The following is a 25995-nucleotide window of genomic DNA, read 5'->3' as shown; positions in this document are numbered from 1 at the left end:
TCAAGACGGCTCCTCTCACCGGCGCCGCCCCCTGTCGAGACCGCAGCGCCCGGCGCAGGCCGCGAGCCCCTCGGACACCAGCAGGTGCACCAGCGACACCGATATTCCAAGGCGCAGCGCCACCTCCCGCAGCTTGTGCCCGCCGAAGCAATAGAGCTCCACCGCCAGCCTCTGGCGTTCCGGCAATTGCTGCAGCACCCCCATCACGCAGGCGAGATCGCGGCGGCCCGCCAGCGCCATCTCCGGGGAAGCGCCGGCGTCGGCGACGGTGCGGGTCGCCGTTTCCATGTCCGCCCCCGCCAGCCGCCCCTCGCGCGCCTTGCGCCGCAGATGGTCTATGGCGAGGTTGCGCACCATCGTGCGCAGATAGCCGAGCGGCTCGCGAATCTGCGGCCGGTCGTCGCTCTCGGCAAGGGCGATCCAGGCCTGCTGGATGATGTCGTCCGCCACGGCGCGGTCGCCGGTCACCTTCGCGGCATAGTCCGTCAACATGGCCCTGTGGCCCATGAAGGCGCGCATCGCGGGATGGTCGGGCTTCATCGGCCGCCATCCCCAGCGCGCATGCGCCGCAGCAACCCACAGCTATCCGGCAGCAGATGCTTGTTGCGACGCATTATCAGAATTGCGTAGGCGATCGGCGCCACGCAGGCAAGCCCGAACCCCTCGCCTGTCGGCCGGCGGTCGCGGGCGTGGCGGCGGAATTCGAGGAGAGGCGTGAAAGGAAAAGGGCCGGGCACCCATGGTGCCCGGCCCCTCTTCCGGCCCGATCGAGGGCCTGGTTTCCAGAACCCGGTCGGGGACTGTTATTCCTTGATGGTCACTTCCACGCGACGGGCAGCGGCATAGCTGTCCGAAGTGTCGGTCGAGGCGGCCGGCTTATCGAGGTCGATCCGATCCGCCGCGAAACCGGCCGCGACGAGCGCCGCCTTCACCTGCTCGGCGCGGCTCTTGGAAAGCGCCTCATTGGCCGCGGCGTCGCCGGTCGGGTCGTTGAAGCCGGAAACCGAGATGCGGGCATCCGGGTGGCTGTCCACATAGGATTTCACCGTGGAGGAAGCCGGGGCGAGATCGTTCGTCACGTCGCTCCTGCCGACGTCGAAGAACACGACCAGCGCCGGACGGCCGGCCCGGTCCTCGGTCACCACCCCTGCGCCCGTCGGCGCCGCGACCGGTTCGATCGGCGCCGCCTCGACGGCGACCGGCTCAGGCGTGACCACCTCTTCCTTGGTGCCGCGGCCGAAAAGCCACCAGAGGAGGCCAAGCAGGCCGAGGCCGAGCAGAAGCCATTTCCACCAGCCGGAACCGGCCTTTTCCTCTTCCACCACATGCGGGGTGGCGGCGGCCGGCGCCGGGCCGATCAGGCGCCGCAGCTCCGGCGGCAAGGCGGCGGCGTAGCTGTCCTTTTCGGAAAGCAGCAGGTTGCGCACCCCGGCGACCGTCGGCGTGGGGCCCAGAACCTTGCCGATGCCGCCGGCCAGCAGCGGCCCGGCCAGCGTCAGCAGCGAGTTCACCGTGCTGCCCTTCAGGCCGAACAGTTGCGCCACGGTCGAGGAGACCGGGCCGAGATTGGACCCCAGCAGCTGCGAGGCCAGAGCCCCGAGACCGGTGGCGGGGGCGCCGCCGCTCAGAAGCGCGGCCGGATTGTCGAGCGGATTGCCCTGCGACAGCGCGCCGGTGATGCTGGACAGGAGCCCGCCGAGATCGCCGCCGGAAGCCGCCTTGCCCGCGAAGCTGGAGAGAAGCAGGGGAAGGATGGCCGAAAGCCCCTTGAAGCTGGCATCGGGGCTGTCCCCGAAAGCGGCACCCAATGCGTCCCCTGTGTTGGCCGGAAGACTGGAAAGAATCGTGTCGAATAGATTGGCCATGGAATTTCCTTCCCTGTTGGAGACCTGGAGACTGCCTCATTGCAAAGCCTCTGTCCATCATCTTGCCACGGCAACAGATTGGAAAGAAAACTGTCTTGGAACAAAGCTGCAATTTGGCGAATGATCGGCTCTTTGCGGTCCCCTTGCCGGCCCGCTATGGGCATGGGATGCACAGCAGGGCCTTGTTCGTCGCCGCGGCACTCGCGGCCGCCTCCCCCTCTTTCGCCGCCGGTCCCATGGGCGCGGAGTGGGCGATCGCCATCCACGGCGGCGCCGGCGTCATTTCCCGCACGGGGATTTCCGCCGAGGATGACAAGGCCATTCGCGCGGCGCTGGCCGAAGCGCTGGACGCGGGCGCGCAGATCCTGAAATCCGGCGGCTCGTCCACCGACGCGGTGGTGGCGGCCGTCAGCCGCCTCGAAACCTCGCCCTGGTTCAACGCCGGCATCGGCGCGGTCCTCACCTCGGCGGGGACGGTGGAACTGGATGCCGCCATCATGGATGGCGCCAGCCAGGGCGCAGGCGCCGTCACCGGCGTCACCACCACGCTCAGCCCGATCGCCCTTGCCCGCACGCTGATGGACAAGGGGCCGCATGTCTTCCTCGCCGGCCCGGCGACGGACGCCTATGCCCGCACCCACCAGTTGACTCAGGTGCCCAACAGCCATTTCGTGACCGAGCGCCGGCTGAAGCAATTGCAGGACTTGCGCCAGCGGAACCAGGGCGCTTCCCTTTCCCTGCCCGCCGAACTGCGGATGGGCACGGTGGGGGCTGTCGCCCGGGACGTGAACGGCAATCTGGCCGCCGGCACCTCCACCGGCGGGCTCACCGGCAAGAGCCCCGGCCGCGTCGGCGACGCGCCGGTGATCGGCGCCGGCACGCTCGCCGACAACCGCTGCCTCGCGCTTTCGGCGACCGGCAGCGGCGAGATGTTCATCCGCGCCCGCGTCGCCTCGCAGATTTGCGACCGCAGCCGCTTCGGCGGCCAGCCCCTGCAGCAGGCCGCCGACGAGGTTCTGGCCGAGGTGAAGGCTATGGGCGGAGACGGCGGCGTGATCCTGCTGCCCCCGAAAGGCGAGCCGCTTTTTGCCTTCAACTCCGCGGGCATGTACCGGGGTCGCGCCAGCGGCTCGGGGCTGCATGAAATCAAGGTCTATGGTGACGAATGACTGAAATCGAAACGGACATCCTGATCGTCGGCGCCGGCCAGGCCGGGGCGCAAACCGCCATCTCGCTTCGGCAGGAAGGGTTCGAAGGGCGGATCACCATCGTCGGCGAAGAAGCCGACCTTCCCTATGAACGGCCGCCGCTCTCCAAGGAATATCTCTCCGGCGAGCGCCCGCCCGAGCGGCTGCTGCTGCGCCCGCCGGCCTTCTGGGCCGAACGGCAGGTGGACATCCTGACCCACACCCGCATCACCGAAGTGAAGGACGGCGTCGCCACCGCCGAGGACGGCCGCCGCTTCCGCTTCGACAAGCTGGTCTGGGCGGCCGGCGGCCATGCCCGGCGGCTTTCCTGCGGCGGCGCCGAACTTGGCGGCGTGCATGTGATCCGCACCCGCCAGGACGACGACAATCTCCGCGCCGACCTGCATGTCGCCAACCGCGTGGTGGTGATCGGCGGCGGCTATGTCGGGCTGGAAGCGGCCGCCGTGCTGCGCAAGCAGGGCAAGTCGGTGACGCTGGTGGAAGCACAGCCACGCCTGCTGGCGCGGGTGGCCGCAGCGCCGGTCTCCGACTATTATCTGGCCGCGCACGAAGCCCATGGCGTGGAAATCCTGCTGGACGCGCAGGTGGACTGCCTGCTGGGCGAAACCCGAATCACCGGCGTGCGCCTGACGGACGGGCGCGAACTGCCGGCCGATCTCGCCATCGTCGGAATCGGCCTCATCCCCTCCATCGCCCCGCTCGGGCTGGACGCGCTGGAAGTGGACGGCCACGGCCGCACCGGCCTGCCGGGCATCTACGCCGTGGGCGACTGCGCCACGCACCGCAACCGCTACGCCGGCAACGCCCTCATCCGGCTGGAATCGGTGCAGAATGCGGTGGACATGGCGAAGGCCGCCGCCGCCCATATCGTGCACGGCGACACGGCGAAGCCTTACGAGGCCTGCCCCTGGTTCTGGTCGAACCAATATGATCTGAAGCTGCAGACGGTGGGCCTCTCCGCCGGCCATGACGAGACCGTGGTGCGCGGCGATCCGGCAACGGGAAGCTGGTCCCTCGTCTATCTGAGGGGTGGCGCGGTGATAGCGCTCGACTGCATCAACGCCCCCCGGGACTATGTTCAGGGCAAGGCGCTGGTGGAGCGCGGCGCGCGCATCGCGCCGACGCTTCTCGCCGACGGCGCCGTGCCGCTGAAGCAGATGGAAGGATAATGGGAATGCATCCGATCACCGCGAAGCTGAAGTCGCGCCTGAAGCTGCCGCTCATCGGCTCGCCGCTGTTCATCATTTCCAATCCGGACCTGGTGATCGCCCAATGCCGCGCCGGGGTGGTCGGCAGCTTTCCCAGCCTGAACGCCCGGCCGCTGCCGCAACTGGAGGAATGGCTGCAGCGCCTCTCCACCGAACTGACCGAGGCGGATGCGCCCTATGCCGCCAACCTCATCGTCCACAAGTCGACGGACCGGCTGATGGCCGACCTGGAACTGGTGGTGAAATACAAGGTGCCGGTCGTCATCACCTCGCTCGGCGCGCGCGAGGATGTGAACGCCGCCGTCCACAGCTATGGTGGCATCGTCCTCCACGATGTGATCAACAACCGCTTCGCGAAGAAGGCGATCGAAAAGGGCGCCGACGGCATCATCGCCGTCGCCGCCGGCGCCGGCGGCCACGCCGGCACGCTGTCGCCCTTCGCGCTGGTCTCGGAAATCCGCGAGTGGTTCGACGGGCCGCTGGTGCTTTCGGGCGCCATCGGCACCGGGGCCGCCATTCTGGCGGCCGAGGCGGCCGGTGCCGACTTCGGCTATATGGGCTCGGCCTTCATCGCCACCGAGGAAGCCCGGGCCGACGCGCATTACAAGCAGGCGATCGTCGACGGCACCGCGTCCGATATCGTCTATTCCGACCTCTTCACCGGCGTCTCCGGCAATTATCTGCGCCCCTCGATCGTCGCGGCCGGCCTCGACCCCGACAATCTGCCCAAGGGCGACTATAAAACGATGAACTTCGGTTCCGGCGGCAACACCGACGCCAAGGCCTGGCGCGACATCTGGGGCTCGGGCCAGGGCATCGGGGCCGTGAAGGAAGTGCTGCCGGCCGCCGAACTGGTCGCCCGGCTGAAGCGGGAATATGCAGCCGCCCGCGCCCGGCTGCTGGAGCAGAGCGCCCCCTTCGCGGCCTGACCGAGCCGTGAAGGGTCAAGCGGGGAAAGATCAGACCGGCAGCGGCTCGGCGCTGCGGATTCGCACCCGCTCCAGCCGGCTGGCGCTGGCGGACAATATCTCGAAGGTCAGGCCGCCGCGCTCGATTCTTTCCCCCACGGCTGGCAGGCGGCCCCATTCGAACAGCAGATAGCCGGCCAGCGAGGTATAGCGGCCGTCTCCCGACAGCGGGCGGCCCAGCTCCTCCGCCAGCTCGTCCAGCCCGATATGCGCCGGCGCGTCGACGCTGTGGGCGTCGATCCGTTCCAGCGCGTCTTCATCCTCGTCCTCCGCCAGATCGCCGGCGATGGCCGCGAAGACGTCGGTGGAAGTGACGACGCCGTCGATGTTGCCGTCCTGGTCGATGACGATGGCGAAGCGCTCGCCGGTCTCGCGCATCACGTCGGTCAGCCTCAGGGCGGTGATGCTGTCGGGCACGATCAGCGGCCGGGTGGCGATACCGGCGAGGTCGGCGCCGCCCTTCATCAGAAGCTGCAGCGCGGCGCGGGTTTCCACCACCCCTTCCACCCGGTCCAGCCCGCCGCGCGCCAGCAGCGCCCGCGTGCGGCCGGTTTCCAGCAGGCGTTCCACCAGTTGCTCGCGCGGGTCGTCGAGGTCCAGCCAGAAGAGATCGGCGCGCGCCGTCATGATGGCGCGCACCGGCCGGTCCGCCAGTTCGATCACCCCCCGGATCATGTCCTGCTCGCTCCGCTGGAAGGTGGGCTCGGCCGATTCGCCGGCCAGATCCGCTTCCACGGGCGAACCCGGATCGCGATTGGCCGGCGACAGCAGGCGGTAGATGCTGTCCGCGGCGCGCTGGCGCATCGGCCCGCGCGACAGCGCCTTCCGGCGGTTGCGCAGCGCCAGCTGGTTGAAGGTCTCGATGGCGATCGAGAAGCCCATGGCGGCGTAGAGATAGCCTTTGGGGAATTTGAAGCCGAAGCCCTCGGCGATCAGACTGGCGCCGATCAGCAGCAGGAACGACAGGCAGAGGATGATGACGGTGGGGTGCCGCCCGACGAAGGCCGTCAGCGGCTTGGAGGCGACGATCATGATCGACATGGAGATGACGACGGCCGCCATCATCACCCAGAGCTCGTCCACCATGCCGACGGCGGTGATGATGCTGTCGAGCGAGAAGACCGCGTCCAGCGCGATGATCTGGGCGATCACGATCCCGAAGCTGGCATGGGCCACCCCATCCCCGCCGCCATGATGGACGTCGCCCTCCAGCCGCTCGTGCATTTCCTTCGTGGCCTTCAGCAGCAGGAAGAAGCCGCCGCCGATCAGAATGATGTCGCGCCAGGAGAAACTCTGCCCGCCCAGCTCGAACACCGGCGCCGTCAGCCCGATAATCCAGGCGATGGAGGCCAAGAGCCCCAGCCGCATGATGAGCGCCAGCGAAAGGCCCAGGATCCGTGCCCGGTCGCGCTGATGCGGTGGAAGCTTGTCCGCCAGGATGGCGATGAACACGAGATTGTCGATCCCCAGCACCACCTCCAGGATGATGAGGGTGAACAGACCCGCCAATATTGACGGTTCCAGCAAGCCTTCCATGTGCCTCCCTGTCGCGCAGCGAACCAACACGGCGTAGTAGCAATATTACGAACAGGCAATATCGGACTGGCGCCGGAATCGGGCGCGCTACAGGATCAGCGCCCCCACCAGCCGCTCTTCCGCCACCAGCACGTTGAAGGTCCGCGCGGCTGCGGCGCTGTCCATCGCCTCCACCCGCCAGCCCCGCAGGCGCGCGCCTTCCACGAAAGCGCGTGCGGGCTGCAGCAGCCGTTCCCCGGTTCCCAGCAGCAGCAGTTCGATGGCGCCCGGATCGGGCAGCCGTCCGGCGTCCAGATCGGGGAAGGTCAGGCCCGGCAGGGAGCCCGCCAGCCCCGCCGTCACCCAGAGCGCCGGCTGGTAGAGGCGGTTGCCCACCACCCAGCCGCCGGCGGCCCGGCCCGCGATGCGGCTGGCGCCCGGTTCCAGGCGGACGCCGCTCATCCGCGGCTCAGACCTGCCCGCGCTGGGCGTCCGCCTTGGCCTTCAGCCGCGCTTCCGGCCCCTGGTCGTTGGGGATGAAGCTGTGCGGCCCCACGCCCATCCACATCAGCAGCGGCGCCGCCACGAAGATGGAGGAATAGGTGCCGATCACGATCCCCAGCAGCATCGCCACCGAGAAGCCGAACAGCACCGAGCCGCCCAGCACCACCAGCGTGCCCAGCGCGATCATCATCGAGACCGAGGTGACGATGGTGCGCGACAGCGTCTCGTTGATCGACAGGTTCAATATGTCGGCGATTTCCATCTTGCGGTATTTTCGCAGATTCTCGCGTATTCGGTCGTAGATGACGATGGTGTCGTTCAGCGAATAGCCGATGATCGTCAGCACGGCGGCGACGATGTTCAGGTCGAACTCCAGCTGCGTCAGCGCGAAGAAGCCCAGAGTCAGCGCCACGTCGTGCACCAGCGCGAACAGCGCGCCGACCCCGAACTGCCATTCGAAGCGGAACCAGATGTAGATGGAGATGCCGACCATCGCCAGCACCATGGCGATCGCCCCGTCGCGCACCAGCTCGCCCGAAACCTTGCCGGAGACGGTCTCGACGCGGCGGAATTCCGCGTCCGGATGGCCCTTGCGGATGGTGTCCTGCACCTGCGCCACCACCTTCTGCACGGCGGCATCGTCGCCTTCGGGCAGCGGCAGCCGCACGGAAACCGTGCGCGGGTCGCCGAAGGCCTGCAGGCTGCCCTCGCCCGCGTCGGCGGAATTCACCGTCTGGCGCAGTTCGTCCAGCTCCACCGGCTGCTCGAACCGAACTTCCATCATCAGCCCGCCGGCGAAATCGACACCGAAGTTCAGCCCGCGAATCGCCACCAGGGCGATCGAGGCGAGGATCAGCAGAACCGAAAGCCAGACGGCGGTGTTGCGCCACCTGAGGAAGGGGAAGTTGGTGTTGTCGGGAACCAGTTTCAGCAATCGCATGGGAGGTTCCTCAAAGCACGAGCGTCTGCGGGCGCTGCCGGCGCAGCCACAGCGAGACAAGCAGACGGGTGACGGTGACGGCGGTGAACACCGAGGTGACGATGCCGATCATCAGCACGATGGCGAAGCCCTTGATCGGGCCGGAGCCGAGCCAGAACATGATGGCGGCGGCGATCACATTGGTGACATTGGCGTCGAAGATGGTGCGCGAGGCTTCGGTATAGCCCGTCTCGACCGCCGGAATGATGGGGCGGCCTTTTCGCAACTCCTCGCGGATCCGCTCGTTGATAAGGACGTTGGCGTCGACCGCCGCCCCGATCGTCAGCACGAAGCCGGCGATTCCAGGCAAGGTGAGCGTGGCGCCGATCATCGACATGAAGCCGAAGATCAGCACGGCGTTCAGCACCAGCGCGACGACCGAGTAGAGACCGAAGCGGCCATAGGTCATCACCATGAAGATGGCGACCAGCACCGTCGCCAGCACCGAGGCGATGGCGCCGGCGCGAATCGAGTCGGCGCCCAGGTCGGGCCCGACGGTCCGCTCCTCGATCACCTTCATGGCGACCGGCAGCTTGCCCGAGCGCAGCAGGATCGCCAGCTCATTGGCGCTGGCGGTGGTGAAATTGCCGCTGATAATGCCCGAGCCGCCTAGGATCGGCTCGTTGATCCGCGGCGCGGAAATCACCTGCCCGTCGAGCACGATGGCGAAAGGCTTGCCGACATTCTCCTGCGTGGCGCGCGCGAAGCGCTTGCCGCCGACGGAATCGAAGCGGAAGGAGACCACCGCCATGCCGTCCTGGAAGGTCGGCTGGCTGTCGATCAGCTGGTCGCCGGTGATCAGCGCCCGGCGCTTCACCACCAGCACGCCGCCATCGGCGTTGGGCAGGATCTGGCTGCCCGGAGGGGCGCGGCCGGCGGCCGCCTGCTGCGGGTCCGCCTCGGTGTCGACCAGGCGGAACTCCAGCTTCGCGGTCTTGCCCAGAAGCGCCTTCAGCGCGTCCGGGTTCTGCAGGCCTGGCACCTGCACCACGATCCGCGTGGCGCCCTGGCGCACGATGGTCGGCTCGCGCGTGCCCATCTCGTCGATCCGGCGGCGGATCACTTCCACCGCCTGCCCCATGGCCGCGTCCACCTCGGCGGCGATTCCCGCTTCGGTCGGCCGCACCACCACGCGGTTGCCGTCCATCACCGAAACGTCGAGGTCGCGCTGCGCGGACAACTGCCCCACGGGCCGCGAGACGCCGCGCATGGTTTCCACCGCCCGGTCGATGTCGCCGGGGTTGCGCAGCGTGAAGCTGATCTCCCCGCCCCGCGTCGACAGGTCGAGGAAGGGGATGGGGCCGCCGTCCGCCTGCCGAAGCTCGGTGCGGACGATTTCCTCCAGCGTCTCGATGCGCGCCTTGCGCACATCGGCCGCGTCGGCTTCCAGCAGGATATGGCTCCCGCCCCTCAGGTCGAGGCCGAGGTTAAGCTGCTTCGAAGGCACCCAGCCGGGAAGCGAGGCCGCCTGCTGCTCGCTGAGGAAGTTCGGAGCGCTGAAGACGATTCCGGCCAGCACCGTCAGCGCAATGGCCCATATCTTCCAGGGCGGGAAATCCAGCATAAAAGGGCTCAGGCCTTTGCGTCGTTGGCGGCGGCGGGCGTCCCGCGCGGGGTGACGGCGCTCAGCGTCCCCTTGACGGCGCGCACCTTCACATTGGGCGCCAGCTCCACCTCGACTTCGCCGTCGGTCACCTTCGTCACCTTGCCGACGAGGCCGCCGCCGGTGACCACATCGTCACCCTTCTTCACCGCGTCCACCATGGCGCGGTGCGATTTCAGCTTCTGCTGCTGCGGGCGGATGATCAGGAACCAGAAGATCACGAACAGCAGGATCAGCGGCACGATCTGGATCAGAAAGGCCTCGGTTCCGCCCGGCGCGCCGCCGGCGGCCTGGGCATAGGCAGGTGAAGAAAACATCTTTGGTCCGTCCGTTCAGGCCCTGAAAGCGAGCATTTGTTCAAGCCGCCGCGCTTACACGGGCGCAATGCGTTTTTCAAATGGGAAGGCCGGCGCTAGGGACAAGCCATGAATCAGGCCCTGAGCGAAGAAATTGCCGCAACCCTGCGGCGCATAGCCGACAGCCTGGAGCGGCTCGCCCCGCCCGCCCGCGCCGAGATCGATTCCGGGCAAGGCCCCGCCTTCCGCTGGGACGGCGCGCGGCTTCACGCGGTCGCCAACCCGCACGCCTTCCCGGTCGAGCGTTTCGCCGGAGCCGAAGCGCAGGTGGCGGCGCTCCGGCAGAATATCGGCGCGCTGGCGAAGGGCGCGCCTTCCCACGACATGATGCTCTGGGGCTCGCGCGGGATGGGCAAGTCGGCGCTGCTGCGCTCGATCGCGGTGGAACAGGGCGTGGCGCTGGTGGAAGCCGGCGGCGACGCGCTCGCCACCCTCCCCGCCCTCTTCGAGCGGCTGGCGGCGGTGCCGCGCCCCTTCCTGCTGTTCGTGGACGACCTCGCCTTCGACTCCGCCGACCGCGATGTGCGGGCGCTGCGCTCGCTGCTGGACGGCGGCATCGCCGAGCGCCCGGCCAATGTCCGCCTCGCCGTCACCTCCAACCACCGGCATCTGGTGGAACGCCCGCCGGCCGACAGCCGGCACGCCCGCGACTCGGCCGACGACCAGCTCGCCCTCGTCGACCGCTTCGGGCTGGTGCTGGGCTTCCACGTGCCGGACCAGCCCACCTGGCTGGAAATGGTCCGCCGCCATCTTGAACCCGAAGGGCTGCCGCTGGACGAGGCCGACGCCATCGCCTTCGCCCTTGCCCGTGGCGGTCGCTCGGGCCGCACCGCCTGGCATTACCGCAACGAATTGCTCGCCCGCCGAGCCGCCGGCCAAGCTTCTTGAAGACCGCGGCGAATTAACGCTTGCTCCTGCGAGTTCTTCGCAATAACTTTTCTGCGACTCATTCGCAGGAGCTTGCAATGCGCGCCGGCCTCACCACGCTGAACTTCATGGCCCCTCCGGTCTCCGCCCTCCCAGAAGAGGCGCGGTTGCGGCTGAAGGCGGCGCGCATGTGGATCATGCTCGCCCGCCACCAGCGCAACCCCCGCCCGGTGCTGATCTCGCTTCTGGCCGGCCACACGGGGGCTTTCTGCACGCTGATGGAAACGGTGGTGACGGCCTGGCCCGACGCCTTCACCGCCTATCCGCCCTGCGCCGCGCAGGTCTCGCCGGACGAGGCGACCTTGCTCGACCTGCTGGCCGAAGCCGCCGACGGCGACGAGGCCGCCGCCCAGCGCCTGCTGGAGGAAATGCTACCCGTCACCGACCGCGGCCGCCTCTGGCAGGCAGCGGTGCGCGCCGTGCCGGCACCGCTTTATCCCTGGTAGCGGATCACGATTCTGTCGGCGGCCGCCTTGGCCAGCGCGCGCGCCTCGTCCGTTGTTCCGGCCAGCGCCAGCGCGACACCCATCCGCCGCCAGGGCCGCGTCGAAGGCTTGCCGAAGACCCTGAGGTCGACCACCCCTCCGCTGGTCGCCAGGGCGTCCTCCAGGCCTTCGACGCGGAAATCCGTCGCCTCCCGGTCGGCCAGGATCACCGCCGACGCCGACGGCCCCAATTGCCGCACATCCGGCACCGGCAGGCCCAGCACCGCGCGGGCGTGCAGGTCGAACTCGGAAAAATCCTGAGAAATCAACGTCACCATGCCCGTGTCGTGCGGCCGCGGCGACAGTTCCGAGAAGATCACCTCGCCGCCGCGCACGAAGAATTCCACGCCGAACAGGCCATGGCCGCCGAGGTTGCGCACCACCTTCGCCGCCATCGCCTCGGCCTCGCGCAGCGCCGCCTCCGACATGGGCGTGGGCTGCCAGCTTTCCTGATAATCCCCCCGTTCCTGCCGGTGGCCGATCGGCGGGCAGAAGCTGATTCCGCGCTTCGAGCTGATCGTCAGCAGCGTGATCTCATAGTCGAAATCGATGAACTCCTCGACGATCACCCGCCTGCGGTCGCCGCGCATATTGGCCACCGCATAGTCCCAGGCGGTCTCCAGCCCATCGGCATCCCTCACAGTCGACTGGCCCTTGCCGGACGACGACATCACCGGCTTCACCACGCAGGGGAAACCCGCGTGCGCCGCGCCTTCGCGCACCTCCTCCAAACTCTCGGCGTAGCGATAGCGCGAGGTGCGCAGGCCAAGCTCCACGGCGGCCAGTTCGCGGATTCGGTCGCGGTTCATCGTCATCACCGTCGCCCGCGCCGAGGGCACCACCGTCACCCCTTCACGCTCCACCTCGGCCAGCACCTCGGTGCGGATCGCCTCCACCTCCGGCACGACCAGATCGGGCGCGTGCTTCGCGATCGCCGCCTTCAGCGCCTCGCCGTCCAGCATCGAAAACACCTCGAAGCCGTCCGCCACCTGCATCGCCGGCGCGCCGGCGTAGCTGTCGCAGGCGATCACCTCGGCCCCCAGCCGCTTCGCCGAGATCGCGAATTCCCGGCCCAGTTCGCCCGAGCCCAGAAGCAGGATCTTCGCCGTCGGCTGCATGTTCGTCTCCCTTGCTGGCTGCCGCGGGCGATGCCCGTTGCGCCGGCAAGGGTCAATCACCCGCGGCAACAGGTTCGGCCCCGGCGGGGCCCCGCCCAACCCATTTCGACCCCAACCCATTTCACTCCGAACACGTCGCCCCGGGTTTGACCTGGGGCCCAGCTTTCCGGCCGCCGTAGGCAAGAAGCTGGACCCCGGGTCAAACCCGGGCCGACGGATCCGCTATTGTGATTCAAACCGACCAGCTTCCCCTAGCCAGAGACAATGGGTCAGCTTTCATCTGGAATCCGGGCGATCACCTTGATCTCGAAATCGAAACCGGCGAGCCAGTTGACGCCGATCGCGGTCCAGTTCGGATAAGGCGGCTGCGGGAACATCTCGCCTTTCACCGCCATGATCGTCTCGAACTGCTTTTCGGGATCGGTGTGAAAAGTCGTCACGTCGACGATGTCGTCGAAAGTGCATCCTCCGGCGGCCAGCGTCGCTTTCAGATTGGCGAACGCCAGCCGGACCTGTCCGGCGAAGTCCGGCTCCGGCGAGCCGTCGGCGCGGCTTCCCACCTGGCCGGAAACGAACAGAAGATCGCCCGAGGCGATGGCAGCGGAATAGCCATGCGCCTCGTAAAGGGCGTGGCGGTCGGCGGGAAAGACGGGATTGCGTTTCATGATGGCGTCAACCTTTCTGGAAAATCTTTCAGGAACCGCGCGCGGCTGGAGTTCCTATACACAGCCTGTGTGGCAGACCTGCCCACCCGCTACCGCCGCCCGCCGAACAACTGCCGCCCGGCGAGGTCCAGCAATATCTCCTCCGATCCGCCGCCGATCGCGTTCACCCGCACCTCGCGGTAAATCCGCTCCACCTTGCTGCCCCGCAGGTAGCTGGCGCCCCCCAGCACCTGCGCGGCCTCGCGGGCGACATTCTCCAGGGTGCGCGTCGCCTGCACCTTCAGCATGGCGTAGCTGGCGGGCTCGCCGATGCCTTCGCGATGCTGCAGCGCCAGCAGATCGACCCACGCCTGCGTCGCCTCGATCTGGCGGACGAGATCGGCGAGCTTGATGCGGATCGACTGGTGCCCGATCAGCGGCTTGCCGAAGGTCTCGCGCTGCAGCGCCCAGTCGACCGCCTCCTGCAGCGCCACGCGCGACATCGCCATGCAGCCATGCGCCATCCCCAGCCGCTCGGAATTGAAGTTGCGCATGATGCCGGGAAAGCCGCCATTCTCCGGGCCGATCAGATTTTCCGCCGGCACTTCCACATCCTCGAAATAGAGGGCGGCGGTGTCGGAGCAGTGCCAGCCCATCTTCTCCAGCCGGGTGCGGGAAACGCCGGGGCGGTCCGCCTCCACCAGCAGCAGCGAGATTCCGCCCATGCCCGGCCCGCCGGTGCGCACGGCGACGGTGAGGTAATCGGCGCGCATGGCCGAGGTGATGAACATCTTCGAGCCGTTCACCCGATAATGCGCGCCCTTCCTTTCGGCGCGGGTCTTCAGTTGCGCCACGTCGGAACCGGCGCCCGGCTCGGTGATGCACAAAGAGATGATCTTCTCGCCCGAAAGCACTTCGCAGGCGACCCGCTCTCTCATCGCCTCGGACCCCATCGCCAATATCGGCGGCAGGCCGATGCCGTGCGTCATCAGGCTGGCGATGAGGCCGCCGGCCCCCGGCGCCGCCAGCTCCTCCGACTGGACGAGCGAATGGAAGATGTCGAAGCCTTCGCTGCAGCCGCCATAGGCCTCGGGATAGCCCAGCCCCAATATTCCGGCGGCGGCGGCCTTGCGGTGCAGTTCGCGCGGCAATTCCCCTTCGCGCTCCCATCGGTCGATATGGGGCGCGATCTCCGTCTCCACGAATCTGCGGACGCTTTGCGCCACCGCTTCATGGCTCGCGTCATAATATGGGCTCTTCGCCCGCCACTTTTCGAAAAGCCGCATTGAACTCTCCCTTCCCTCCACGCTAGCAAGGGCGGAAAGAGGGGATAAACTGATGAAAATCCTGATAGCGGCGCTTCTGGCCGCAAGCAGCCTGCCCATCGCCACGCAAGTCGTCGCGCAAGAAGCGAAACCGTTCCAGCCCGCCGACATCTACGACCTGCAGATGGTGACGCAGCCGGTCGTCTCGCCGGACGGAAGCCGCATCCTCTTCACGCGCGGCGCCTTCGACCGCGGGACGGATCGCCGCGCCTCCGAACTGTGGCTGGCGCATGTCGACGCCGCCGGCAAGATCATCGACAGGCGCCTGCTCGTCGGCCGCGACGTCTCCCCCCGGCAGGCGCGCTTCTCGCCCGACGGCAGCCGCATCGTCTATGTCGCGCAATATCTGGGCAAGCCGCAGCTGCATGTGATGGCGCTGGCGGAAGCGGTGGGCAAGCCGCTCACCAGCGGCAATCTTTCGCCGGTCGGCCCGGTCTGGTCGCCGGACGGGAAGCGCATCGCCTTCGCCGGGCGGGTGGAGGCGAAGCCCGCCAGCATCCCCGGCATGCCCGAGAAGCCGACCGGCATGGGGGTGGAAGCGGCGGCGGACGCGAAGATCGTCTCGGACCTGTTCTGGCGCGCCGACGGCGCGGGTGAGATCAAGCCCGGCGCCACCCACCTGTTCGTCGCCGACGCGGCGACGGGCGCCGTCAGCCAGTTGACCAGCGGCGACACCGACCGGATCAACGACAATGGCGGCCTCGACTGGACGCGGGACGGCCGCGCCATCGTCGGCGCCTTCACCGCCGATCCCATCAACGGCCCGCGCGAGGTGGACCTCTACCTCTACGACGCGCATGTGGCGGCCGGCGGCCAGCCCAAGCCGCCCACCCGCCTCACCTCCCGCCCGGGCAGCGAGACGGCGCCGCAGGTCTCGCCGGACGGGCGCAGCGTCGCCTTCGTCGGCGCGGAAGCCTCGGGCGAATTCTACGACATGCCCGAATTGTGGACGACCGGAATCGCCCCCGGCAGCCCGATCAACCACCTCTCGAAGGCGCTGGACCGCCCCATCGCCGGCTTCGGCTGGGACGACGACGGCCGCTCGCTCCACATCCTCTACCATGACGAGGGCACGCAACGCCTCGCCCGCATCGACGCGGCGAGCGGCGCCACCCGGGTGATGATCCCCTCGGTCGGCGGCACCCGCCTCTATCTGCCCTCCGCCAGCGGCCAGGCGGATTGCGCCGGCGGCACCTGCGCCTGGACGACGGCCTTCACCGACCGGCCGACCGGCCTCGGCGTCTCGAAAGGCGCGGCCGAGACGGACGGGCTGGATTTCAACGCCCAGTGGGCCGCCGCCCGCAAGCCGGCGCGGATCGCGGAAATCACCGTCGCCTCGCGCGCGGACGGCCGGCGCGTGCAGGGCTGGATCGCCTATCCGCCCGACTTCAACCCGGCGCGCCGCTACCCGATCATCCTCGATATCCACGGTGGGCCCAACACCGATTACGGCCCCTTCTTCTCGGTGACGCACAGCCTCTATGCGGCGGCCGGCTATCTGGTCCTCTACACCAACCCGCGCGGCTCGATCGGCTATGGGCGGGAATTCGCCAACCTCATCACCAACGCCTACCCCGGGCAGGACCATGACGACCTGATGACCATGGTCGACGCGCTGGCCGCCCGCCCCTATGCCGATGCGAAGAACCTTTTCATCGGCGGCGGCTCGGGCGGCGGCGTGCTGACGCTCTGGGCCATCGGCAAGGAGCCGGACAAGTTCCGCGCCGCGGTCGCGCTGCGCCCGGTCGTGGACTGGACCGACCAGGTGACGACGTCGGACGGCACCGCCTTCTTCATGAAGCACTGGATGGGCGCCACCCCCTGGGACAAGCCGGACCTCTATTTCCAGCGCTCCCCCTTCAGCCTGTCGGGCGAGATCAAGACGCCGACGCTGCTCATCACCGGGGAAAACGACTATCGCACCCCCATCAGCCAGACCGAGCAGATGTTCGGCGCGCTGAAGCTGCGCGGGGTGGAAGCGGAGATGATCCGCCTGCCCGGCGCCGGCCATGGCATGGGCCGCCCGAGCCAGTGGCTGCAATCTATCCTGGCGCCGATCGACTGGTTCAACCAGCGCAAGGCGAAATAAGCTGGCGGCCGGCTTCCGGTTCGTGGCCAGCCATTACAACTGATCCCCCCGTCTCCCCGGGCTTGACCCGGGGTCCAGCTTTCTTCTTCGCACGCCGCGCCCGCAGAAAAGCTGGACCCCGGGTCAAGCCCGGGGAGACGGACATGCGGTGTCTAGCCTCCACCCGAAACAAGCGGGCATTGGCGCACCCACCGCTCCGCCGAAGCCGAGCTTCAGGGCCGAACAGACAAGTTTCGTCGACAGCCGCTGCCATAGGCGTGAAGAATCGGCCTTCACAGGCAGGAACATGGCTCCGCGATGACGGCAAAAGACGGCATTCCCAATTCCGAGCAGGATCAGGCCTGGGCGGACTTCCTCGCGCCCACGCGCCGCTCGCTGGTCGCAGGCGCCGCCGGGGCGCTGGGCCTCGTCGCGGCGACAAGCCCGGCGTCGGCCGCGAAGCCCGAGCCGAAGCTGGGCGATCCGGGCTTCCGCGCCACCGTTCCGCCCCGCGATGTCGGGAAAAGCCCCTGGGGCTATGCAACCGCGTCGGAACCCGCCGTCCGCCCGGCCAGCGTCCGCCCGGAAGGTGGCTTCGGCCTGCCCGACAAGCCCCGGCCCTATACCGACATCCACAGCTATCACGCCCACATCTATTTCGACGAGGACAGCTACCCCAAGGCCGAGCGCCTCCGGCAATGGGTGGTGGAGCGCTTCCCGGTGGAACTGGGCAACTGGAATCTGGAGCCGAGGGGGCCGCATGTCACCCCCTCCTTCTATTTCGGCTTCACCAACGACCTGCTGCCGGTGATCGTGCCCTGGCTGCAATTGAACAGCCTCGGGCTCACCATCCTGCTGCACCCCAATTCCGACGATCCGCGCGCCGACCATCTTTACTACACATTGTGGGTCAACCGCTCGCAGCCGGTGAACGCCTATGGCATGAAGCGCCCGGGCGAGCCGGGCGCTCCGCCGATCGAGAAAATCTATCCCAACATCCGCCCGACGGTCGAACTCGAAAGCTGACCCGCCGCCAAGCCGGGCCGGATCAGCCGGCCTGCTTCTCCACATGGGTGACGGTCACATTGGTCTTGCCGCCTTCGCCCGGCGCCACCACCACGTTCAGGCTGTGATTCTCGCCCTCGTTGGTGCCGGCCAGCATCGCGCCATCCTCGTTGGCGGTTTCCATCACCACCTTCAGCCCTTGCCTTGCGAAAACCTCGCGATAGAAGGCGAGCGCCTCGGCCGGCGCCATGGAGGTTTCCACCGTCAGCATCCCGCCCTTTTGCGTGGGGTTGTTCATGTTCATGCGGTGCAGCGCCTTCGCATCCTTCGGCAGCACCACGAAATCCGGCAGATCGTCGGTCGAGACCGAGAGGCCCGTCGCCGAAGCCACGGCCGAGGCCGCAACCGACTTGGCGAAATCGTTGGAGCCTTCCTCAGCCTCCTTGCCGCCGCCGCAGGCGGCAAGCGTGAGGCAAAGGCCGGAAACGGCCAGAAGCGAAACCCTGTTCATGGTCAATCCTTTCACGCAACAAATAAGCCCGGATCACCCAACGGGCGGACCTGGACTGGGCCCCATATTCCCCTTCGTCACCCCGGGCTCGACCCGGGGTCCAGCTTTCCGGCTGGCTTAGGCAAGAAGCGGAACCCCGGGTCAAGCCCGGGGTGACGGAAACCATATACTTCTATAGGTTCTCAACCTAATTGCTGGCGATCAGCTCCACCTTCGGCCCATCGCCGAAATGGCCGATGGCGGTGGTGTGCGTGCCATGGCTCAGCCGGCCATCCACCTGCCCGCCCTGCTCGATCGTCAGCGTTTCATAGCTGACGTCGCCGGAAATCCGCGCGCTCGCCAGAACCACCAGTTCCTTGACCGCGATCGAGCCTTCGACTGTTCCGGAAAGCCGCGCGGTCTGGGCGATGACCGCCCCCTTGATGACGCTGCCCGGCCCCTGCACCAGCGTCGCGCAGGCCACATCGCCTTCCACCCGCCCGTCCAGATGCAGGTCCACTTCCGCGGCGATGTTGCCTTTCACGGTCACATCGGCGGCCAGCACGGAGAAACTGCTGGCAAGCCCCGCGGCCCTAGCCGGCTGCGACACGCCCGAGGACCCTTGAGCGGGCGTCTGCCTTGACTTCGAGAACATCGCGATTGGCCTCCAGGAAACGGCGGGGGTTGACGGCGGCGCCATCCACCCGGACTTCGAAATGCAGGTGCGTGCCGGTCGAGCGCCCGGTCGAGCCCATGCGGGCGACCATGTCCCCCATATGCACCGTCTGCCCCACGCGGGCGTTGAAACCCGACAGGTGGGCGTAACGGGTCTCTATGCCATGGCCATGGTCGATTTCGACGACATTGCCATAGCCGTTCTTCACGCCGACGAAGCTGACGCGCCCGGCGGCGGCGGCGCGGATCGGGCTGCCATGCGGCCCCCTGAAATCGATGCCGGCGTGCATGGCGCGCTGGCCGTTGAAGGGATCGTAGCGATAGCCGAAGCTGCTGGTCAGCTCCATGCCGTCCGCCGGCCGGCCGGAGGGCACCGCGACCAGCAGCGACTCCATCTGCTCCATGCGCTCCAGCGCCACGATCAGCTGGCGCATGGCCGGGTCTTCCGCCTCCACCGGCGGCGCCTTCGCTTTCGACCGCCAGGGCAGGAAAGGCCCACCCTGCGCCAGCCGACCCTGCGGCCGGCCGTTCGCCTTCAGGCCGATCGCCAGCAGCGCCGCTTCCGCGCGCGAGGCGCGCTGGCCCGCCGCTTCCGTGAGCGCGCGCACAAGCTGTTCCTGGCGCAGGCTGCTTTGCTGCAGGCGGGCGACCTGGCTCATCTGCGGCGCGGCCTCAACGGCGGCGGTTTCCATGGTCTGCGCGTCGGCGGCAGGCGCTTGAGGCGCGGCTTCCGCCTGCCCTGTTCCCGCCTGCCCGGCCTTCTGCGCGTCCGGATTCGGCTCGTCTCCGAAGTGTAGCTTGAACAGCGTTTCCAGCTGGTCCTGCCGGTCGTCCAGATTGTCGGCGATCTGCTCCACCGAACGGCGCTCCGCCGCCACCCGGGCTTCCGCTTTCTCGACCGCGAGCGTGCGGGCTTGCATGTCGCGGTTCTGGTAGCTCGTCCAGGCCTGCCAGCCCACAAGCGCCGCGGTGCTCGCCAGCCATGCGCTGAGCGAGCAGACGGCGACGAACGCGGCCTTGCGCTGCACATTGGCGCTCAGGCGCAGGAAACGGACATGCCCATCGGTTCGAACGATGAGTTCGTGATCGCGAAACAGATTATTCCATCGGCCGGAGGCGAAACCCCAGCGATCATGTGCTGGCACTGGCGAGCGAACCCCTTGAAATGTCCCTGCTTGCGCCGCCGCCTAGCAGGCACTCGGGCAAGGACCGACTCGCGCGGATGCGAATCCGTGACGAATCGCCGCAGAATCGCGACGGATTGCGGAACCGGCGCGAAACCTTCACGCAGGAGTCAAGGAAAGGGGGCCGAATCCCCTTGGAGCAAGGCCTCAGCCTTTCAGCCGTTCACCATATTTCTGCATGAATTTCCGGACCTTCGGGCTGACCACCGCCGTGCAATAGGGATTCCTGTCACCCACCCGGTCGAAATATTCCTGATGCTCATCCTCGGCCACATACCAGGAGGCGGCGGCTTCGATGGTCGTCACCAGCGGCGCGGGCCAGTCGGCCTGGGCGCGGGCGATCGCGGCTTTCGCCTCGGCCTCCTGCGCCGGAGACTGGGGAAAGATCGCCGAGCGATATTGCGGCCCGACATCATTGCCCTGGCGGTTCAACTGCGTCGGATCGTGCGTGGCAAGGAAGATGTCCAGCAATTCGCCATAGGAAATGGCATCGGGGTCGAAGGCAATCCGCACGGCTTCGGCATGGCCGGTGTCTCCGCCGCACACCTGCTTGTAGGAGGGATTCTCCACATGGCCTCCGGTATAGCCGCTTTCGACGCTTTCGACTCCGCGCAGCCGGTCGAAGATCGCTTCCACACACCAGAAGCAGCCGCCGGCCAGCACCGCCGTTTCGAGGCCCTTCGCCTTTTCCATTCGATCATCTCCAGAGCAGACAGAGGCCTTCAGATGGCGATTGCGGAGCCGGCCGGCAATGGGACCGCCGGCAAAAGAAAGGGCCGGCGGCTTGCGCCACCGGCCCTTCCATAGGCGATCCGGATAGGATCAGGCGCTGAGCGCAACCCGGCGGCGGCGCAGCGCGCCGCCCACAAGGCCGAAGCCGGCGATCATCATCGCCCAGGTGGCCGGTTCCGGCACCACGCCGCCGATCCAATCCTCGTGGATGTAGATCGGCACATAGCCCGAGAATTCGCCGAAGCTGCTGTTCAGGTTTCCATCGACATCCCCGAAATTGGGTCCGAAGGTCACGCCATAGGAGTTGATCGAGGCAAGACGGTCGCCGATGAAACCGGGGCCGCCCGAGTCCCCGCCGGCGACGCCGATTTCCAGCGCGCCTATGCCCTGCTGGCAGAAGCTCGTCCCGCCGGTCACCGCGAAGGCGATGAGGCAGGCGGTGTCGTTGGCGATCAGCCCATTGTCGAAGTCCGACACGTAGCTGTATTCGATCTCGGCGGTGCCGAAGAAATTCTCGCCGTCGATGATCTCGGTGAAGAAGCCGCCGAACGCCGAATTGCCCCAGGCATAATCATAGATATTCTCGCCCTGGCGCATCCGCCCGGTGCCGAGGTTGGCCCCGACATCGCCACCCGTGTCGGAGCGGCGGCCATTGCCGACCACATTGAACTGCTCGCCCGTCAGGTCGCCGGCGCTGTAAAGGCCATAGACCTTGGCATAGTCCGGCGCGGCTTCGGCAAGGCGCAGGATCGCGATATCATTCTGGTCGATCACTTCCCCCGTATAGCCGGGATTCACATAGACGCGGCTGACGTCGATCGCCGTGGCGCCGGGCACAGCGTTGAAATCGTTGGCCGAATCGAACCTGATCAGATCGGGATCCAGGCTGTCCGTGAAATAGGCCCGGACTCGCGCCGGCCCCTTCGTGCCATAGCCGTCGGAGACGCAGTGCGCGGCCGTGGCGATGGAATTGCCGCTGATCAGCGTGCCGGTGCAGATGAAGGCGCTGCCGCCTTCATATTGCATGATCAGAGTGACCACGCCGTTATACTTGGGCTGATTAGCAAAATAGATAGGATCACCACCGCCGTCGGCAGTCGCGGTCGAAGTAACCCCGACGATGCCATTCTGAGCTTTCCAGACCAGACCGTCCCGAGCACCGGACGCAAACTTGACTTGAGCTTGCGCAGTGCCAGCCAGTGCGAGCGGCGCAAGCGCCGCAAAAGCAAAAAATGCAATCCTTTTCATGACATGCCCCTGCTTGGATTGACCCCTGATCGAAAGACTCGCTTTCGACTGCGGAAAGGTTAGCAATCAGTCATCGAATTGCAACGCGCTTTTAACAACTCTCTCTGTTCGTTAACGAAATGCGCACGCACGCCACTTGCTGCCCGTGCAAGTGGCGCCCACCCCCTTTTCAGGGGCGCAAAAGGCGTTCCGGAACAGGGAAGCGCCTATTCCGCAGTCTGCGCAGGAGTCCAGGCCAGAACCGGTGAACGCGCCGCCCGCGTTTCGTCGAGGCGGCTCCTCGGCGCGAAATGCGGGGCCGTCCGGAAGCGCCCGGCGTCCCCCGCCCTCGCCGCTTCGGCAAGGCCCCGCAGCGAGGCGATGAACTCGTCCAGCCGCGCCCGGCTTTCGGTTTCGGTCGGCTCGATCAGCATCGCCCCATGCACCACCAGCGGGAAATACATGGTCATCGGGTGGAAGCCCTCGTCGATCAGCGCCTTCGCCACATCCAGCGTCGTCACGCCCGTGTCCTTCAGGAAGCCGTCGTCGAACAGCGCCTCGTGCATGCACGGCCCACTGTCGCCGAACGGCGCGGACAGCAGGTCGTCGAGGCTCCGCAGCACATAATTGGCGTTCAGCACCGCATCCTCGGCCACCTGCCGCAGGCCGTCGGCGCCATGGCTCTTGATGTAGGCCAGCGCCCGCACGAACATGCCCATCTGGCCGTGGAAGGCCGACATGCGCCCGAAGCTCTGCCCATGGTTTTCGGCCGAGGCGCTTTCCTCTTCCACCAGATGCAGGCGGCCGCCCTCTTCCACCACGAAGGGCAAGGGGGCGAACGGCGCCAGCGCTTCGGAGAACACCACCGGCCCGGAACCCGGCCCGCCGCCGCCGTGCGGGGTGCTGAAGGTCTTGTGCAGGTTGATGTGCATCGCGTCGACGCCGAGATCGCCGGGGCGGACGCGGCCGACGATGGCGTTGAAATTGGCGCCGTCGCAATAGACATAGCCGCCGGCGGCGTGCACCGCATCGGAAATGCGCTTCAGGTCCGGCTCGAACAGTCCGCAGGTGTTGGGGTTGGTGATCATCACCGCCGCCACATCCGGCCCCAGCCGCGCCAGCAGCGCCGCCGTGTCCACCCGGCCGCGCGCGTCGGCCGGAATGCTTTCCACCCGATAGCCGCAGAAGGCCGCCGTCGCCGGGTTGGTGCCATGCGCCGATTCCGGCACCAGCACCACGCTGCGCGCGTCGCCGCGGGCTTCATGCGCGGCGCGGATCGCCAGCATCCCGCAAAGCTCGCCATGGGCGCCGGCCTTGGGCGCCATGGCGACGGCCGGCATGTTGGTCAGCGCCTTCAACCATTCGGCCAATTCATGGATCAGCTCCAGCGCGCCCTGCACCGTGTCCTGCGGCTGCAGCGGGTGCACGTCGGCGAAGCCCGGCAGCCGCGCCACCTTCTCATTGAGGCGCGGATTATGCTTCATCGTGCAGGAGCCGAGCGGGAACAGCCCCAGGTCGATCCCGTAATTCTGCCGCGACAGGCGGGTGTAGTGGCGCACCGCCTCCCCTTCCGCCAGCCCCGGCAGGCCGATCGCGCCCTTGCGCTCCAGCCCGCCTAGGCGCGAGGCATGGGCCGGCACCGGCTCCAGATCGACACCCGTCACTTCGGCCGAGCCGCTTTCGAAGATCAGCGGCTCTTCCAGCATCAGCGCCCTGTTGCCGGTGAAAGTGGCCACGGAATGGCCCGCGCCGGCAAGCGGCTGGGTCGGGCGGCCTTCGCTCATCATGCTCATTGCGTCACCACATGCTGGAGGGCGCGGACCAGCGCCTCGATGTCGGAGGAAGAGGCGGTCTCGGTCACGGCCACCAGCAGCACATTCTCAAGATCGGGCTGGCCCGGATAGAGCCGCGCGGCGCTGACTCCGCCCAGCACGCCCATTTCCGCCATGTCCCGCACCGCCTTGCGCGCCGGCACCGGCAGCCGCAGGGCGAATTCGTTGAAGAAGCGCGGCGTCAGCATCTCCACGCCGGGCACCGCCGCCAGCCTGTCGGCGGCTTCGCAGGCGCGGGCGTGGTTCAGTTCCGCCAGATGCCGCAGCCCCTTTTCGCCCAGCAGCGTCATGTGGATGCTGAAGGCCAGGCTCATCAGCCCGGAGTTGGTGCAGATGTTGGAAGTCGCCTTCTCGCGGCGGATGTGCTGCTCGCGGGTGGAAAGCGTCAGCACGAAGCCGCGCCGGCCGTCGGCGTCCACCGTCTCGCCGCAGAGGCGGCCCGGCATCTGCCGCACATGCTTCGAATTGCAGGCGAAAAGCCCAAGATGCGGCCCGCCGAACAGCAGGCCGACGCCCAGGGACTGGCCCTCGCCCACGACGATATCCGCCCCCATCTCTCCGGGCGACTTCAGGAGGCCGAGCGACACCACTTCCGTCACCACCACGATCAGCAGCGCGCCTTTCGCATGCGCCGCCTCGGCAAGCCCGGTCAGGTCGGCGACATGGCCGAAGGCGTCGGGGTTCTGCACCACCACGGCGGAGGTGTCGTCGTCGATCCGGGCGATCAGCTCCGCCACATCGCTGCGGGCGGGCTCGGGCGGCCGCACGTCCAGCCGGTCGCCGGTGAAGCGGCACAGCGTCTCCGCCGCGCGCACATAATGCGGGTGCACACCGGCCGAGAGGATGGTCTTGCCGCGCCTGGTGATCCGCCGCGCCATGAAGACGGCCTCGGTCATCGCCGTGGAGCCATCGTACATGGAGGCGTTCGCCACCTCCATGCCCAGCAGCCGCGCCACCTGCGTCTGGAATTCGAACAGATATTGCAGCGTCCCCTGCGCGATTTCCGGCTGATAGGGGGTGTAGCTGGTCAGGAACTCGCCGCGCTGGATCAGATGGTCGACGCTCGCCGGCACATGGTGGCGATAGGCGCCCGCGCCCAGGAAGAAGGGATGCTCGCCGGCAGCCATGTTGCGCTTGGCCATGCGGGTGAGGTCGCGCTCCACCAGCATTTCCGGCTGGTGCGCGGCGAGGTCGGGGATCGGGCCGGGAAGCCGGGCTTCGGCCGGCACGTCGACGAACAGATCGTCGATGCTGTCCACCCCGATCTTCGCCAGCATCGCCTGCCGGTCTTCGGGGGTGAGGGGGAGGTAGCGCATCCGATGCTCCTAAAGCGGCTTCTTCGCCTGCCAGCGCAGGCGCACATAATCGGCCTTCCAGTTGCCGGCGCCGTCGTTCAGCACCGGCTCCAGCAGGGCCTCGATTTCCTCGACGATTCGCGCGCGGGCGGCTTCCGGCACGCCGGCCTCGTCCAGGAAGCCGGCGCGGAAGGTCTTCAGCCAGCCGCGAATCCCCGTGGGCAGCGGCGTCGGGCGGGCGATGATCCGCGCTTCCACCGCCTCGAAGCCCGCCGCTTCGTGGATATGGGTGAAGGCCTCCGCCGTCAGATAGGTCTGCCCGCCGCCCGATTCCGGGCTGTAGCCATGCGCCTTCAGCACCGCGCGCAGGGCGGTGCGGATGGCGGCGATGTTCATGAAGCCGCCGCATTCGCCGACATAGCGGCCGCCGGGCTTCAGCGCCCGGAACACGCCTCCGGCCACCGCCCGCTGCCTCGGCATCCAGTGCAGCGCCGCGTTGCTGAAAACCGCGTCGAAGCGAGCGTCGAACGGCAGCGCCTGCCCGTCGGCCACTTCCACCTTCAGCCCCAGCGCCCGCGCCGCCGCCAGCATCGGCCCGGAACTGTCCACGCCCAGCACCTCGGCGCCGCTTTCGGCGAGGCGCTTCGTCAGCACCCCGTCGCCGCAGCCGAGGTCGAGGATCGCCTCCCCCGCCCGCGGCGCTAGCAACTCCAGCGCCGGCGCGCCGAGCGCCGGCACGAAGCCGGCGTTGGCGGCATAGTCGGTGGCGTTCCAACCCATCG

At 67.7% G+C, this 25995-nt stretch carries 25 protein-coding genes; 7 read left to right on the top strand and 18 right to left on the bottom strand.

Annotated features, from left to right (window positions below; genetic code table 11):
• Nucleotides 1-15: 15 nt before the first annotated feature.
• Complete coding sequence (locus L6Q21_RS17720; RefSeq protein WP_237832085.1) at nt 16-540, bottom strand: sigma-70 family RNA polymerase sigma factor; 525 nt, start codon at nt 538-540, stop codon at nt 16-18.
• A 263-nt stretch (nt 541-803) separates the two neighbouring features.
• Complete coding sequence (locus tag L6Q21_RS17715) at nt 804-1865, bottom strand: OmpA family protein (RefSeq protein ID WP_237832084.1); 1062 nt, start codon at nt 1863-1865, stop codon at nt 804-806.
• Between the two features lie 167 nt (nt 1866-2032).
• On the opposite strand from L6Q21_RS17715, the gene L6Q21_RS17710 reads away from it, so the two are divergent.
• The 3 genes from L6Q21_RS17710 to L6Q21_RS17700 are packed head-to-tail and all read left to right on the top strand — an operon-like array spanning nt 2033 to nt 5210.
• Nucleotides 2033-3034 (top strand): isoaspartyl peptidase/L-asparaginase family protein, encoded by a 1002-nt coding sequence (locus L6Q21_RS17710; RefSeq protein ID WP_237832083.1) that lies wholly within the window; start codon nt 2033-2035, stop codon nt 3032-3034.
• On the top strand, nt 3031-4242 hold the full coding sequence (locus tag L6Q21_RS17705) for an NAD(P)/FAD-dependent oxidoreductase (RefSeq protein ID WP_237832082.1): 1212 nt from the start codon (nt 3031-3033) through the stop codon (nt 4240-4242). Before L6Q21_RS17710 ends, L6Q21_RS17705 begins: the two co-directional genes overlap by 4 nt.
• Nucleotides 4243-4247: 5 nt before the next feature.
• Entirely contained in the window at nt 4248-5210 is a 963-nt protein-coding gene (locus tag L6Q21_RS17700) for an NAD(P)H-dependent flavin oxidoreductase (protein WP_418895838.1), read from the top strand.
• Nucleotides 5211-5240: 30 nt separating this feature from the next.
• Here the strand turns inward: L6Q21_RS17700 and L6Q21_RS18190 are convergent, their stop codons facing one another.
• The 5 genes from L6Q21_RS18190 to yajC all read right to left on the bottom strand — a co-directional run bounded on the left by L6Q21_RS18190 (nt 5241) and on the right by yajC (nt 10167).
• Nucleotides 5241-6785 carry a TerC family protein gene (locus L6Q21_RS18190; protein WP_336246255.1) on the bottom strand — a complete coding sequence of 515 codons (1545 nt, stop codon included), beginning with the start codon at nt 6783-6785 and terminating at the stop codon, nt 5241-5243.
• 87 nt (nt 6786-6872) lie between these two features.
• Nucleotides 6873-7226 (bottom strand): Mth938-like domain-containing protein, encoded by a 354-nt coding sequence (locus tag L6Q21_RS17685; protein ID WP_237832080.1) that lies wholly within the window; start codon nt 7224-7226, stop codon nt 6873-6875.
• Nucleotides 7227-7233: 7 nt separating this feature from the next.
• The gene (gene secF, locus L6Q21_RS17680) at nt 7234-8208 is read right to left on the bottom strand and encodes a protein translocase subunit SecF (protein WP_237832079.1); all 975 of its coding nucleotides are present in this window, start codon (nt 8206-8208) and stop codon (nt 7234-7236) included.
• 10 nt (nt 8209-8218) lie between these two features.
• A complete protein-coding gene (secD, locus tag L6Q21_RS17675; protein WP_237832078.1) occupies nt 8219-9811 on the bottom strand; it encodes a protein translocase subunit SecD in 1593 nt (530 codons plus the stop codon).
• Nucleotides 9812-9819: 8 nt separating this feature from the next.
• Complete coding sequence (gene yajC, locus L6Q21_RS17670; RefSeq protein ID WP_237832077.1) at nt 9820-10167, bottom strand: preprotein translocase subunit YajC; 348 nt, start codon at nt 10165-10167, stop codon at nt 9820-9822.
• Between the two features lie 108 nt (nt 10168-10275).
• Between yajC and L6Q21_RS17665 the strand changes: the two genes are divergently transcribed.
• Nucleotides 10276-11094, top strand: a complete 819-nt coding sequence (locus tag L6Q21_RS17665; protein ID WP_237832076.1) for a DUF815 domain-containing protein — start codon at nt 10276-10278, stop codon at nt 11092-11094.
• Nucleotides 11095-11171: 77 nt separating this feature from the next.
• Nucleotides 11172-11579: a hypothetical protein gene (locus L6Q21_RS17660; RefSeq protein WP_237832075.1), complete on the top strand. Its 408-nt coding sequence runs from the start codon at nt 11172-11174 to the stop codon at nt 11577-11579.
• Here L6Q21_RS17660 and purT read toward each other — a convergent pair.
• The 3 genes from purT to L6Q21_RS17645 form a co-directional block, all read right to left on the bottom strand.
• Nucleotides 11567-12736 carry a formate-dependent phosphoribosylglycinamide formyltransferase gene (gene purT, locus L6Q21_RS17655; protein WP_237832074.1) on the bottom strand — a complete coding sequence of 390 codons (1170 nt, stop codon included), beginning with the start codon at nt 12734-12736 and terminating at the stop codon, nt 11567-11569. The two genes, L6Q21_RS17660 and purT, sit on opposite strands and share 13 nt — an antisense overlap.
• 269 nt (nt 12737-13005) lie before the next feature.
• Complete coding sequence (locus tag L6Q21_RS17650) at nt 13006-13401, bottom strand: RidA family protein (protein ID WP_237832073.1); 396 nt, start codon at nt 13399-13401, stop codon at nt 13006-13008.
• Nucleotides 13402-13490: 89 nt separating this feature from the next.
• Nucleotides 13491-14666 carry an acyl-CoA dehydrogenase family protein gene (locus tag L6Q21_RS17645; protein ID WP_237832072.1) on the bottom strand — a complete coding sequence of 392 codons (1176 nt, stop codon included), beginning with the start codon at nt 14664-14666 and terminating at the stop codon, nt 13491-13493.
• 52 nt (nt 14667-14718) lie between these two features.
• Here L6Q21_RS17645 and L6Q21_RS17640 point away from each other — a divergent pair, with 52 nt between their 5' ends.
• Together L6Q21_RS17640 and L6Q21_RS17635 are read left to right on the top strand one after the other, a co-directional pair.
• Complete coding sequence (locus L6Q21_RS17640) at nt 14719-16794, top strand: S9 family peptidase (RefSeq protein WP_237832071.1); 2076 nt, start codon at nt 14719-14721, stop codon at nt 16792-16794.
• Nucleotides 16795-17091: 297 nt separating this feature from the next.
• Nucleotides 17092-17799 (top strand): DOPA 4,5-dioxygenase family protein, encoded by a 708-nt coding sequence (locus L6Q21_RS17635; RefSeq protein WP_237832070.1) that lies wholly within the window; start codon nt 17092-17094, stop codon nt 17797-17799.
• 22 nt (nt 17800-17821) lie between these two features.
• Here the strand turns inward: L6Q21_RS17635 and L6Q21_RS17630 are convergent, their stop codons facing one another.
• The 8 genes from L6Q21_RS17630 to L6Q21_RS17595 form a co-directional block, all read right to left on the bottom strand.
• Complete coding sequence (locus L6Q21_RS17630) at nt 17822-18289, bottom strand: hypothetical protein (protein WP_237832069.1); 468 nt, start codon at nt 18287-18289, stop codon at nt 17822-17824.
• Between the two features lie 187 nt (nt 18290-18476).
• Nucleotides 18477-18833: a bactofilin family protein gene (locus L6Q21_RS17625; RefSeq protein ID WP_237832068.1), complete on the bottom strand. Its 357-nt coding sequence runs from the start codon at nt 18831-18833 to the stop codon at nt 18477-18479.
• A gap of 28 nt (nt 18834-18861) precedes the next feature.
• On the bottom strand, nt 18862-20088 hold the full coding sequence (locus L6Q21_RS17620; protein WP_237832067.1) for a M23 family metallopeptidase: 1227 nt from the start codon (nt 20086-20088) through the stop codon (nt 18862-18864).
• 186 nt (nt 20089-20274) lie between these two features.
• Complete coding sequence (msrA, locus tag L6Q21_RS17615; protein WP_237832066.1) at nt 20275-20820, bottom strand: peptide-methionine (S)-S-oxide reductase MsrA; 546 nt, start codon at nt 20818-20820, stop codon at nt 20275-20277.
• Nucleotides 20821-20949: 129 nt separating this feature from the next.
• Nucleotides 20950-21900: a PEPxxWA-CTERM sorting domain-containing protein gene (locus L6Q21_RS17610; protein ID WP_237832065.1), complete on the bottom strand. Its 951-nt coding sequence runs from the start codon at nt 21898-21900 to the stop codon at nt 20950-20952.
• Between the two features lie 413 nt (nt 21901-22313).
• Nucleotides 22314-23879, bottom strand: coding sequence for an aminomethyl-transferring glycine dehydrogenase subunit GcvPB (gene gcvPB / locus L6Q21_RS17605; protein ID WP_237832064.1), 1566 nt, complete (start codon nt 23877-23879; stop codon nt 22314-22316).
• On the bottom strand, nt 23876-25234 hold the full coding sequence (gene gcvPA / locus L6Q21_RS17600; protein ID WP_237832063.1) for an aminomethyl-transferring glycine dehydrogenase subunit GcvPA: 1359 nt from the start codon (nt 25232-25234) through the stop codon (nt 23876-23878). The genes gcvPB and gcvPA overlap by 4 nt, the downstream gene beginning before the upstream one ends.
• A gap of 9 nt (nt 25235-25243) precedes the next feature.
• Entirely contained in the window at nt 25244-25993 is a 750-nt protein-coding gene (locus L6Q21_RS17595) for a class I SAM-dependent methyltransferase (protein ID WP_237832062.1), read from the bottom strand.
• Nucleotides 25994-25995: the final 2 nt, after the last annotated feature.

Source organism: Sandaracinobacteroides sayramensis (assembly GCF_022014495.1).
In the GTDB taxonomy this organism is placed as follows: Bacteria; Pseudomonadota; Alphaproteobacteria; order Sphingomonadales; family Sphingomonadaceae; genus Sandaracinobacteroides; species Sandaracinobacteroides sayramense.
The sequence above is the reverse complement of the archived record's forward strand: the minus strand, read 5'-3'. Positions and strand labels throughout refer to the sequence as shown.